This window comes from Pseudopedobacter beijingensis (assembly GCF_042678145.1).
GTDB classification, from domain to species: Bacteria; Bacteroidota; Bacteroidia; order Sphingobacteriales; family Sphingobacteriaceae; genus Pseudopedobacter; species Pseudopedobacter beijingensis.
Genome location: NZ_JBHUDG010000016.1, coordinates 37,682 through 50,380, shown reverse-complemented (window position 1 = coordinate 50,380; position 12,699 = coordinate 37,682). Strand labels below are relative to the sequence as shown.

Here is a 12,699-nt window from a genome sequence, read left to right as displayed (position 1 = left end):
TTTTCTTAATTCAAATATCGATAAACATTTCGGTCAAAAACAAGACCGAAAGCTAAGCTTATTGGACTTTCATTTAGTAGCTTTGCATTAAACTGTTAGGAGATGATTACTAAAGAAAAGGTATTAGATGCACTGAGAAATGTTGAGGATCCCGATCTTAAAAAAGATTTGGTAACCCTTAACATGATAGAAAATCTTGTAATTGAGGGGAATAAGGTTAGTTTTTCAGTGGTATTAACCACGCCTGCATGTCCTCTTAAGGAGATGTTAGAAAATGCTTGCCGAAATGCCGTGAAACATTTTGTAAGTCAGGAAGCAGAGATAAATATACACATGACCAGCAGAGTAACTGCTCCCTCAAAGCAGTTCTCGTCTAACATAAAAAACATAATTGCGGTATCATCCGGAAAAGGAGGGGTTGGAAAATCTACTGTAGCTGCAAATCTGGCCATAGGATTAAGTTTAAACGGAGCAAAAGTAGGATTAATTGATGCGGACATTTATGGTCCTTCGGTTCCTATTATGTTTGGGCTACAAGGAGCAAAACCTGCAGCTTCCGAGGTCAATGGAAAGACTTTGATAGAACCCATTGAAAAATATGGTGTAAAATTGCTTTCTCTTGGTTTTTTCACCGACCCGGATCAACCAGTGCCATGGCGTGGTCCAATGGCATCAAATGCGGTTAAACAGCTCTTTAATGACACAGATTGGGGTGAATTGGATTATTTGGTAGTTGATTTGCCTCCGGGAACGGGAGATATCCATATAACTATTACTCAAGGATTCCCTATATCAGGGGCTGTTATTGTAACAACGCCACAACAGGTTGCTGTTGCAGATACCACTAAGGGGATAGGTATGTTTATGATGAATGCCATTAATGTTCCTATACTAGGCATTGTGGAGAATATGTCTTATTTTACTCCCGCCGAACTTCCAGAAAATAAATACTATATTTTTGGAAAAGAAGGAGGCAAAAAGATGGCCGAAAAATATAATGTGCCATTTTTAGGAGAAATCCCTCTGGTGCAAAGCGTAAGTGAGGCCGGTGACGAAGGAGCTCCTATTGCATTGGATAAAAACCATGTAATGTCAAAAGTGTTTATAGATTTGGCGCAGAAAGTAGCGCAACAGGTGGCTATTAACAATGAAATTGTGAAATAAGCCAAAAAAATTAGTATTTTTATAAAAAAGATGAATATGGATTCAAAAGATAATTTGTTAAAAGAGGTAGAAGCTGCATTGAATACAATAAGACCTTATCTTGCAGCAGACGGAGGGAATGTATCTATTGAAGAAATTACGGAAGAGAACGTAGTTAAGCTTAAATTGTTGGGTGCATGTGAATCCTGTCCGATGAGTATTATGACAATGAAAGCAGGGATAGAGCAAGCCATAAAAAAAGCAGTTCCATCTATTACAGCTGTTGAGGCAATAAACTTAACAGAAGTAGAATAACTCTTTGGGTTGTTTAAGAAGATAAAAATCTAGAATAGATATATATTGAAGCCTTGCCCTATATGAGTTAAGGCTTTTTTTGTTAACAATATTTAACAGAAAACAAAACAGTAATTATTTATTTTAGTTTAATAAGAAGATAACGATGTTTAGACTACTAACCATATTGACGATAGTCCTGAGTTCGCTTGCGGCCTTTTCACAAAACGGTGCTGGAGACAAGAAGATAGTTCAGTTTTCTGGAGTAGTATATGATATAGATAGTAATTCAGTAATTCCATATGTTACTTTAAAAAACCAATCATCAGGGAAGGCATATTCTGCCAACTATAAAGGTTATTTCTCTTTTGTAGTACACGAAGGTGATAGTATTTTATTAAGCTCGGTAGGATATAAAAAAACAACAGTAATTGTTCCGAAAAATATTAAAGAGAAGAAGTTTACAGTTTTGGTGAAGATGAAATCAGACAATATAGAGCTTCCGGTCGTTAGAGTATTTCCATGGGCGAGTACAGATGAATTTAAACGCGACTTTATGACCATGAAGTTTGCTGATGATGACTATGAAATAGCTAAGAAAAACATAAAAAAGACCATGGAAAACGGCTTCTATTTTGGTGTTCCAATGGATGGAGCCGAAATACAGGGCATGACTTTCAATAACCAACACATAGGCTTGTCTAATAAAAACATGGTACAAACCAACCCACTGCTTAATCCATTGGCCTGGGCCAGCTTCTTAAAGCAAATTTCGGAAGGGAGTAAGAGCAAGAATAAATAACAGGGTGCTTTTTGTAGGAAAGTACCCTAAAATCTAATAAGCTATTTTTTCTTTCTGTTTGGAAACTTCATTTTATAGGAAACTTTAATATTCCCTTTCGTAATAGTATCAAGCTTACTTTTTAACATTGTTTTCCTAAGAGTACTGATTCTATCCGTAAAGAGTTTTCCCTCAATATGGTCATATTCGTGTTGGATAACCCTTGCCCCTAATCCGTCAAAAGTATCTTCATGATAATTCCAATTCTCATCGTAATAAGTGATTTTTATACGCTCCTTTCTGGAGACATCTTCTCTGATATCGGGGATGCTTAGGCAACCTTCGTTAAACTTCCATTCGTTGCCACTTTCTTCTACGATTACCGGATTGATAAACGCTTTTTTGAAAGTTTCCAACGATGGTTCTTCATCTGCAAAAGGAGTGGCATCTACTACAAATAGCCGAATAGAAAGACCTACTTGTGGTGCGGCAAGTCCCACGCCATTAGCAGTGTACATTGTTTCGAACATATTGTCTATCAAAGCTCTAAGCTCAGGATAGTTTTCATCTATATCAACTCCTTTCTTTTTAAGAACAGGATCTCCGTAAGCGACAATTGGTAACTTCATCATGCAAAATTAAGAAAAATAGAACGAAAGCTAATTAGGTTCTCATAAATAGCATGCTGTATAGTTATATTTAAAGAAAAATAGTTGTTATGAAAGGGATAGTTGTCCAGACCATTGAATTTGTAAAAAAAGAATTGGAACAAGCTGAGTCAGGGCATGATTGGTTTCATATAGAGCGCGTATGGAAAATGGCAAAACGCCTGGCTGCCGAAGAAGATCATGTCAATGCATTAGTTGTTGAGCTGGCCGCACTCTTACACGATATTGCTGATGCAAAATTTCATAACGGAAACGAAGATATTGGACCCACCAAAGCCAGGGATTTTCTGAGCTCGATAGAGGTTGAGGATATGGTTGTAAATCATGTAGAAAATATCATCCGAAATATGTCTTTTAAAACGCAGCTTGGAGAGGTCTGTTTTAGTTCGTTGGAGATGGATGTGGTGCAAGACGCAGACAGATTGGATGCCATGGGAGCAATTGGTATAGCCAGAACGTTTAATTATGGAGGATTTAAAAACAGGCCTATTTATGATCCCGCGGTAAGCCCTAAATTAAACCAGTCCAAAGAAGAGTATAAGAACTCTACGGCGCCCACTATCAATCATTTTTATGAAAAACTTCTATTGCTTAAAGATAAAATGAACACAGAAACGGGGAGGGCTCTTGCAAAAGAAAGACACCAATTTATGCTCCAATATCTCCAACAGTTTTATAGTGAATGGGAGGGAGTAAAATGATAATAATTTCTTAATAAAAAAATTAGTATATTATAAGAGGTTTGCATTCTTTTTTTAAAGATTGAATCGTAAATTGGTTTAGGTTTTAGCTGTAATTTTTTTTGTATGAAACTTCGGACGCTTGTTTTTTTAAATGCATTGGCAGTAGCCTTATCCATTGGTTTGGTGAATTTTTATTTTCAACATCAGTGGAATTATTTTTTTATCAGTTTCGGTATCTCGCTATTGGTGAGTTATATTGTATTCTATGTTTTGTTGGAGCGGTATATCTACTCCAAAATTAAGATTATCTATAAGCTTATCCACAATTTAAAGCTAGGAAAAGATCTTAAAGATGCGCTGGGAGACTATGTTTATGTTTCACCAGATCCAATTAATGATGTTGAGCAGGAAGTAAAAGAATGGGCAAGTGAGAAAAAAACAGAAATAGATGAGCTTAAAAAACAGGCGAAATTCAGAAAAGAGTTTCTCTCTAACCTGTCGCATGAGTTTAAAACACCTTTGTTTGCCATTGAGGGATATGTAGAATCGTTAAAAGAAGATGATCTGGATCCGGAACAGGCAAAACGATTTTTAACCAAAGTTTCCCGAAATGCGGAACGATTGAGCGTACTTATTAAAGATCTGGATGTCATTTCTAAACTGGAAAACAGAGAAATTCCTTTAAACATTCAAAAGTTTGACCTTACCATTCTGGTTAAAGAAGTAATGGAGTCTATGGAGCGTAAAGCCCAAAACAGCAATATTAGCCTCGTATTTAAAGATAAATATGATGTACCCACTTTTGTAAAAGCAGATAGAGATAAAATTAGGCAAGTACTGGTAAACCTTATAGATAATTCATTAAAATATGGGAAAGAAAAAGGAACAACCTTTATTACCATTTTTGAAATGCATGAACAGGTATTGATTGAAGTAACAGACAATGGTATTGGAATTGAAGAAAAAAACCTGCCACGCTTGTTCGAGAGATTTTTCAGAACCGACTTTAGCCGTTCAAGAGAGATTGGTGGTACCGGTCTTGGTTTAGCTATTGTAAAACATATTGTAGAAGCTCACGATCAAACTATAAACGTCAGGAGTACAGCAGGCTTAGGGTCAACTTTCGGCTTTACTTTGCAAAAAGTTAAAAACCCTTTATCCAATATTCCGTTAATAAATAATTAGTGTTAAAGGTGTTCGCTTTCGGGAAGATACGTCATGTAAAAGTACAAAGAGGTAAAAGTTAACATTAACTTAACATTGTAGGTTTAATTTTGCCTGAAATTAGAAAAAGAAATGAATAGTATTTTCTCATATTTCATCCCGAAAGACAAAAAGTTTTTTCCTCTTTTTGAAAAAGCAAGTGCAAACTTGTTAAAAATGTCTGAAAAGTTGGTAGAGCTAGTTCAAAGTGACGAAAATTCCGACAGGGAAAAGATGCACAAAGAAATAGAAAGACTTGAACAATATGGAGATGAGATAACTCACCAAATATATTTGGAGCTTAGTAAGACTTTTATTACTCCATTTGATCGTGAAGATATTCATGCTTTGGCATCTGCTTTAGATGATATTGCCGATTATATCCACGGTTCTTCTAACAGGATGTTCCTTTATAACGTGAGTGTAATGACTGAGCCTGTTCAGAAATTGGCAGAGCTGGTTCACGAAGGCTGTAAGGAAGTCAATAAAGCTGTCAGCGAGATTAAGAATCTTAAAAACATCAGGGTAATCACAGACTCTTGTGTAAGAATAAATAGCATAGAAAATCAGGCAGATTACGTTTTTGATAAAGCTGTTGGTGAGCTTTTCGATTATGAAGAAGACGCTAAGACGATTATAAAATATAAAGAAGTGCTTTCGGCCCTTGAAACAGCAACAGATATGTGCGAAGATGTTGCCAATGTTATGGAGTCTATTCTTGTAAAGAACGCATAATATTTTGGAACACACAAAAGAAACGAAATGGTAACAACACTTCTCGTAATTGTGGTCATTATGGCAATTGCCTTTGACTACATCAACGGATTTCACGATGCTGCAAACTCTATTGCAACGGTAGTTTCTACTAAGGTTTTGACTCCGTTTCAAGCAGTTCTATGGGCTGCTTTATTCAACTTTGCAGCTTATTTTTATTTTACAGACCATAAAGTGGCAAACACTATCGCAAAAACGGTAGTAGAAGATTATATTAACTTAGAAGTTATATTGGCTGGGCTTAGTGCTGCTATAGGCTGGAATTTATTTACCTGGTATTATGGTGTTCCATCAAGTTCTTCTCATACTCTTATCGGAGGTTTTGCAGGAGCAGGTATAGCCCATGCTCTTGTATTGGGAGACGATATTCTACAGGCAATTAACTTATCCCCTATTCTTAAAACAGTATCTTTTATCGTACTGGCTCCTGTTATTGGTGCGCTCATATCTGTTATAATTACCCTCATCATCATTAATATTGCCCGTTTTGCAAGACCTGCTACAGCAGAGAAATGGTTCAAGAGATTGCAATTGGTTTCTTCTGCGGCATTAAGCTTTGCACATGGAGGGAATGATGCTCAGAAGGTAATGGGTATTATCTATGTTTCTTTGGTTGCCGGAGGTGTTTTGACAAATGGAGATCATATGCCGGAATGGATTCCGCTTGTTTGTTACGCAGCTATTGCTTTGGGAACAATGAGTGGTGGTTGGAAAATTGTGAAAACAATGGGAACTAAGATTACTAAGGTTACGGCATTGGAGGGGGTAAGTGCAGAGACTGCTGGTGCGGTTACTTTAGGTATTACAGAACATTTTGGTATTCCGGTATCAACCACTCATACTATTACGGGTTCTATCATTGGTGTAGGAATTATTAAAAGTTTCTCAGCAGTAAAATGGGGGGTTACTTATAGCCTTATCTGGGCATGGATACTAACTATCCCTGTATCGGCAACTTTTGCAGGACTGCTATATGTTATTATCCATTATATTGCGGCATAATTTCATCAGCAACTATAAAAAGATAAAGCCTGAGTAATTTACTCAGGCTTTATCTTTTTTAAACGATTATCGTATTTCTGACTCACTAAAAATATAATAGTTTTAGGGTTTTATTTCCCAACTATCAGTTCGGAAAGACGAAGCGGGAAGTCCATTAATATTATACAAATCACCTTCTGCCCATGCTTTAAAAGCATAGCGGACAGCCACAGGTTTTTTAATGTTTGCAGAAGAAACTTCAATTTCATTTCCCTTTATTTTAGCGACCGCAGGATAGAATATTTTATTATTATCAGCTATCTCAAAGTTTACAGATTTTTGCTTTTTAAAATATAATCCTTCATCAAAATCGAAAGATAACAGGGCTTTTTCACCGTTAATCTTCATGTTTTTAAATACTGGTCCAGACCATTTAATATCTTTAAAACCATAACTTTTTGCCAAAGCTAAATAAGACAGTCGCTTGCTTACGCTTTCTTTATCTGGCGGGTGTACGGTGTTTTCTGCTCCTATATCCATTAACACCGCCATTCCCGAATTAGGGATTTCTGCCGAGGTCTTTAACTGAGCTTCTCTAATCAAAGTAAAAAAGGTATACGATTTGTCTCCCGGTTTCTCAAATGGAGCAATTTGTGCATAGTAAAAGGACCAATCACCAATTCCCCATACACTACGCCATTCTTTTACCATTGCAGGTAATAATTTTGAATAATCATACCAGTTCTTTCGATTGGTTTCTCCCTGGTACCAAATTACTCCTTTTATACCATATCCTACTAATGGGTTAATCATCCCATTGTACAAGCCAGAAGGCGTGTTTTTAGAAGTAAGCGCTTTGTTTTCTACCGGAGGTATCCATAACTGAGAAAAAGGTGTCAAACTATTGGCGGTCATCCATGCTTCTATTCTTGTTCCTCCCCAAGCAGCCTGAATAATACCAACCGGAACTTGTAATTTTTCCTGTAGCTGTTTAGCGTAACCATAAGCGACAGCACTAAATGTAATTACTGATGTTGGATCTGCAATTTGCCATTTTCCCGAACAGTCGTCCAAAGGCATTGCCCAGCTTACTTTTTTTACCTGAAATAAGCGTATTTGTGCGTTTTTTGATTGAGAAATGATTTCCTCGGAATTTAAAACAGGTTGACCCTTAAATCCCTTTAATGGCATTTCCATATTTGACTGTCCTGACGCCAGCCACACTTCTCCTATTAAAATATCGGAGAGCGTCAGATTTGTGCCATCATTGATAGTGATTTTATAAGGTCCTCCAGCTTTAGGTGTCACTAATTGGGTTTTCCACGTTCCATCTGATGAGGATAAAACCTGATACTTCTTCTGATCCCAGGAGGTCGTTATTTCAATTTTATTGTTAGGCTCTGCTTTGCCCCAAATGTTAGGGTTGCTTTTTTGCTGCAATACCATTCCGTCCGAAAACACAGCGGGTAATGATACTTTCGCTGATAAATTGTCTGTGAATAAGAACAGGATTAAAATTATTGTTATTACGTTTCTTTTCATCGTTTTCTTCTATTATTAATCGCCTTTCTCCATTAGCCATGCTAAATTGAATCTGTAATGTATATTACTGCTGATCAGGTGGATAATATTGTCAGGACTTTGTGTTGCAGCAAGATACCCCATAGGTTCAGCATTAAATTTGCTGGTTTCAAAAAATCCGGTCCATCCCCCGCCATTTAAATAGCGATGTTTACCATCTGTTAATAATCTCTTTACCGGCCAGGTTTTTCCTTCATCAAAAGAAACTGCAGCAAACATGCCGTAGCCTTTATAGGGTTCTTCCTGTTTATTTTTAAAAATCATTCCACGTCGACTATCTTCTTTTTCTCTGGGATGATTGGTGAAAGAAATTAATAAGATAGCTCCTTCGTTCAGTCTTTTTAAAACCAAACGTTGTCCGGCATATATAGGAAGAAACTCGGAGGCCGAATATGTCCAGCTTTTTCCCATATCTTTTGAAACACTTACGGGCATCCGTAGACCGGGATGTCTTTCTCCTCCATCAATATCATTGTTTCTACCTAAAGCCATTAAATCTCCATTTTTTAATTGCATAACACCTGCATGTATACCTGCAATAAGGGAGCCCTTTTCTCCGGATTTAAATACCGGATTTTCAATAATAGCAGAAGGTTTTTGCCAGCTTTTTCCATTGTCTTTGCTGATATGAATGGCCGTCCCTCCTGATTGTCCGGGATGTGCATCTGCTGGTTGTATTAACCATCCTTCTTTAGTACTGAACATTCCGGCAATTACCTGATTTTGCATATCGTGTTCTGAATTTGCCAACTGAGGTTTGGACCATGTTACTCCATTATCTGTACTGAAGCGAGACACCATTGCCAGATTCTTCCATCCGCCTGCGACTTCTACCCCATTCATGTGAAACAAAGTTCCTTTTCCATCGTAAAATAATGAGGATCCGGTGACATTCCTGTCGGGAACCCTGAAAAATTCCGAAGGTTCATCCCATTCGGTATTTCCTGCTCTTAATCTGCTCGCCAGTATCACCATTTCCCTTCCCGATTCATCATCGGTAGAAAACCATATCGCTAATAAATCACCATTAGGGCACCATGTTATTACCGGGCAATGGTTGTGCAAATAAAAAGGTGTTTTATTGTTGCATGAGGGATCTTTTATGTAATAAATAGGTTCCATAAAAACAGCTTCTTTCTGAGGAGCAGGCCATTTAAATTCGTTTTGTTTTACGTTAAGTGCGTATGCTTTTTGTTTTTCAGCAGGCAGGGGTTTTGTAGTGGGGAATTCTCCTTCTACTATCCTGAAACCTACCATCCAGTTTTTATCTTCCGGTATCATGGCCATGCGGTTTGCTGATCGAAGAAATTCGGGTGGAGTGTTGTGGCTTCCACCTCTCGTGACCCTGAACTCTCCTGAAATGCGGCCAACAGGATCTTTCTGCTCCTCAGCGACATAACTTCCGTACCAATCGTAGCACCATTCTTCTACGTTTCCATGCATGTCATATAATCCCCATTGGTTGGGAGGAAACTGGGCAACCTGTAAAGAGACTGGTTTGGGATCACGGTTAAATGCCTGAACCTTGTACAATTCTTTAGGTAATTTACCTGCCATTGAAAATCCTGATAATGTTTCAGCCCTGCAAGCATATTCCCATTCTGCTTCGGTTGGCAAACGGTAGTTTTTCCTTTCTTTTTTTGATAGCCATTTGCAGAAAGCTAGAGCGTCTTCATAGCTTACAAAAATAACAGCTTCGTTGTCCCCTTTAGACAATCCTTTTTTACCTCGGTATTGTTTGTGAGATGGGTCAAATTGTTCGTATTGTATATTAGTTATCTCGGTTGTCGAGATTTTAAAAGACTTTGTAATATGTACCACATGAGCGGGAGCTTCGTCAAAGTTTTTTCCTTTCCCATCAGAACCCATATAGAATTTTCCAGGAGAAATAGTTATCATTTCCTGGTTAATGCTATTTAATTCCTTCGATAAATTGGAAGAGGAAACTTGTGCTGATGTAGAAAAATGTACTATACCTAATGCACAAGATAGAAACAGGTGTTTTTTTATTCGCTTCTTCATTTATTTATTGTTTTTCGGCTTACATCTTTAAATAAATCTGGGTAATCGGAAATTATTCCATCTACTCCTAAACTAATCAGTTGATCTATTTCTTCTTTTGTATTTACCGTCCATGGTAATACCTTGATATTTCTTTCGTGACAAAATGCTATCATCTCTGCAGATACAGTATGGTATTCGGGACTGTATACAGCAGGGGTAAATCCCAATCTGTTTATCATTTGTTGCGGACTAACTGCATTTTTTCCTGTCAACAAAGAAAGTTTAACTTCGGGATATTTGCGGTGTAATACCTGAAGCGGGCGCATATCAAAAGACTGAATTACTGTTCTGGATACAATTCCTTTTTCTTTTAATATTTTATAAACAAGATCTACAAACTCTTCGGGAACGGGGTGCTCTTTTTCATCACCTGCTTTGCGGGATTTTATTTCCATGTTGTAATAGATTTTTCGCCCTTGTTTATCTGCTGTTTTTTCCGTTTCATTTAATAAATCCTCTAATAAAGGTTTTACTGTAGCAAAACGTTGTTGTTTTGGATAATCTGGATGGGGTTTTAATCCTACATCATATTTTCGTATACTATCGTAATTCATCTGGTATAACAGATGAGTTTTTGCTTCTTCGGCTGTTAAATATTTCCCTTGAGGAGTGGTTGTTATATTCTGATGGAAATATACATCATGCGAAACCACAACTTTTTTATCTTTACTAATGCATAAATCCATTTCGAGGGTGTTTGTTCCAGGAAGCTCTAGTGCAAATTTCATAGCTTCTATCGTATTTTCAGGAAATAATCCTCGTCCTCCACGATGTGCTTCCATGCTTAACTGCGGAAAAGTAGAGGTTTGACTATAAGAAAGCAGACAGAACAAAGTACCTATTGTTATTAAAATTGCTTGTTTTAATGTTGATATCATCATTATTTAATTTCTCCGTTAACTACCAATGCCGACGTAAAGGCATTACTTTTACCAATTCTGAAGCTGTTATTTTCCGTCGAGCTTGTTCCTCCCCAGGCATATAACCTGAATACTACTTTTTTATCGGAAGGTATGTTTTGAAGTTCTTTGATACCACTTAATTCTACTTGCGGTTGTTGTATCCCGTTATTATCATTAAATCCTGTAGAAATCGTGATTGGAGCACTTATGGTTGTAAAATTGTATCCTCCGTCAGTACTGTACTTCCATATATAATTTTTGGGAGCCTCTGCCTGTACTCTCAATACTACACCAATAGATGTCAATGCTATTTTTTTTCCTGATTTTGCCTTAACATTGAATTGATAGTAGTCTCCAGCTTTTTCTGCCGCTTGTAAACTGGTTCTTGCCGGAAAAGCAGATGCAAAAGAATTAGACGCTTTTTGTGCACTGATGCCAGGACCTCTGTTTAATATGGATGCTTCTAATGCATCATTTGTATATGTTGAACGACTAGTAGTTTCGTTTCCTAAAAACCCAGCATCAAAGCTCCAGGAGACTAAAGGTTTTCCCTTTATTATTGTAGGATCTAAAACTACATGACGGATATTTTTCCGTCTCCAGGAGTAAGTGACATGTACTAAACCATCTTTGGTCTGAATGACAGCAGGATAGCTATATCCTCCTTCTTTATCATTCTCTATAACCAGCAGGGGAACCCAGTTTTCCCCATCTTCAGAAATAGCGATATTCAGTGGTGTTCTTAATGTTTCGCTATGGTTATATACCATTAATTGTCTTCCATCTCTTAAGGTAACGGCATCATTACCCGAATTGGGGTTCGGAAGATTCAGTAATTTAAAGTCGTTCCAGGTTGTTCCACCATCAGTAGACCAAATACTGAATACTTTTTTATCTTTTAATGTACGACCTACCGCTTGTAACTTATTATTCCCATAGAGTAAAATACTGGGTTGTATTACAGGTATGGATTTATTGGTTACCGGAGGGGTTCTTGTCCACGTCTTGCCCAGATCGTCCGAACGTTCGAAGTGTAATTGCGAATTAATGCTTGAAGGGTTTAATATCCCTTTTTCTCCAATTCTTACCGGTTTATTTTTGATAGGGCCATAAATTCCCTCTGGTAGTCGTTCAGGATTGCTCCATGTTTTTCCTCCGTCTTTAGAACGCATTAACATTCCCCACCATTCTGGTGTTGAGGGGCCTACTTTATAGAATAACATTAATGGTCCCCCATCTGGAATCTGATATAATACCGGATTCCAGCAAGGGTACTGTACTTCGGACCCGTCTGGTAATTTCGTTATTCCTGTGATTACCTCAACAGGATTGCTCCATTTTCCTTTTTCTTCTCTCGAAAGCCAAATACCTACATCAGGTTCTTTTTCTTTTGTTCCGCCAAACCATGCGGCAACCAATCCTGTTGGGGTTTCCTCTATGGTAGAAGCATGTAATTCTGGCGTTGGAGGGTCTATACAGATATCTTCTACTTTAACAATAGCTGATTTGTTTTGTTCTGTTGGTTGCTGTTTTCGGGAGTCTTCTTTTAGATGATCCGTTGCTTTACAAGCTACAAAGCCAAGACAAAACGCTGCTGATAAAAAGATCTTTAATTTATTCATGCT

Annotated in this window: 12 protein-coding genes; 7 read left to right on the top strand and 5 right to left on the bottom strand. The window is 37.5% G+C overall.

Annotated features, from left to right (window positions below; all coding sequences use genetic code 11):
• Positions 1–102 precede the first annotated feature (102 nt).
• From ACFSAH_RS10905 to ACFSAH_RS10895, 3 genes are all read left to right on the top strand, one after another.
• On the top strand, positions 103–1,164 hold the full coding sequence (locus tag ACFSAH_RS10905) for an Mrp/NBP35 family ATP-binding protein (RefSeq protein WP_379662767.1): 1,062 nt from the start codon (positions 103–105) through the stop codon (positions 1,162–1,164).
• A 36-nt stretch (positions 1,165–1,200) separates the two neighbouring features.
• Positions 1,201–1,458, top strand: a complete 258-nt coding sequence (locus tag ACFSAH_RS10900; protein ID WP_379662766.1) for a NifU family protein — start codon at positions 1,201–1,203, stop codon at positions 1,456–1,458.
• Positions 1,459–1,603: 145 nt separating this feature from the next.
• Positions 1,604–2,239: a carboxypeptidase-like regulatory domain-containing protein gene (locus ACFSAH_RS10895; RefSeq protein ID WP_379662765.1), complete on the top strand. Its 636-nt coding sequence runs from the start codon at positions 1,604–1,606 to the stop codon at positions 2,237–2,239.
• 41 nt (positions 2,240–2,280) lie between these two features.
• Here ACFSAH_RS10895 and def read toward each other — a convergent pair whose 3' ends face one another.
• Positions 2,281–2,847, bottom strand: coding sequence for a peptide deformylase (def, locus tag ACFSAH_RS10890; RefSeq protein ID WP_379662812.1), 567 nt, complete (start codon positions 2,845–2,847; stop codon positions 2,281–2,283).
• Positions 2,848–2,936: 89 nt separating this feature from the next.
• On the opposite strand from def, the gene ACFSAH_RS10885 reads away from it, so the two are divergent.
• The 4 genes from ACFSAH_RS10885 to ACFSAH_RS10870 all read left to right on the top strand — a co-directional run bounded on the left by ACFSAH_RS10885 (position 2,937) and on the right by ACFSAH_RS10870 (position 6,548).
• Entirely contained in the window at positions 2,937–3,587 is a 651-nt protein-coding gene (locus tag ACFSAH_RS10885; RefSeq protein ID WP_379662764.1) for an HD domain-containing protein, read from the top strand.
• Between the two features lie 105 nt (positions 3,588–3,692).
• Entirely contained in the window at positions 3,693–4,754 is a 1,062-nt protein-coding gene (locus ACFSAH_RS10880) for a sensor histidine kinase (protein ID WP_379662763.1), read from the top strand.
• A 111-nt stretch (positions 4,755–4,865) separates the two neighbouring features.
• Positions 4,866–5,507, top strand: a complete 642-nt coding sequence (locus ACFSAH_RS10875; protein ID WP_379662762.1) for a DUF47 domain-containing protein — start codon at positions 4,866–4,868, stop codon at positions 5,505–5,507.
• 27 nt (positions 5,508–5,534) lie between these two features.
• Positions 5,535–6,548: an inorganic phosphate transporter gene (locus tag ACFSAH_RS10870; protein ID WP_379662761.1), complete on the top strand. Its 1,014-nt coding sequence runs from the start codon at positions 5,535–5,537 to the stop codon at positions 6,546–6,548.
• Between the two features lie 102 nt (positions 6,549–6,650).
• On the opposite strand, the gene ACFSAH_RS10865 is transcribed toward ACFSAH_RS10870, so the two are convergent.
• Genes ACFSAH_RS10865 through ACFSAH_RS10850 form a run of 4 tightly spaced genes read right to left on the bottom strand, consistent with a single transcriptional unit; the run spans position 6,651 to position 12,696 of the window.
• Positions 6,651–8,069: a sialate O-acetylesterase gene (locus ACFSAH_RS10865; RefSeq protein ID WP_379662760.1), complete on the bottom strand. Its 1,419-nt coding sequence runs from the start codon at positions 8,067–8,069 to the stop codon at positions 6,651–6,653.
• A gap of 15 nt (positions 8,070–8,084) precedes the next feature.
• Complete coding sequence (locus ACFSAH_RS10860; protein ID WP_379662759.1) at positions 8,085–10,130, bottom strand: SUMF1/EgtB/PvdO family nonheme iron enzyme; 2,046 nt, start codon at positions 10,128–10,130, stop codon at positions 8,085–8,087.
• A complete protein-coding gene (locus ACFSAH_RS10855; RefSeq protein ID WP_379662758.1) occupies positions 10,127–11,053 on the bottom strand; it encodes a glycerophosphodiester phosphodiesterase family protein in 927 nt (308 codons plus the stop codon). The genes ACFSAH_RS10860 and ACFSAH_RS10855 overlap by 4 nt, the downstream gene beginning before the upstream one ends.
• A complete protein-coding gene (locus ACFSAH_RS10850; protein WP_379662757.1) occupies positions 11,053–12,696 on the bottom strand; it encodes a sialidase family protein in 1,644 nt (547 codons plus the stop codon). The genes ACFSAH_RS10855 and ACFSAH_RS10850 overlap by 1 nt, the downstream gene beginning before the upstream one ends.
• Between the last annotated feature and the right edge of the window lie 3 nt (positions 12,697–12,699).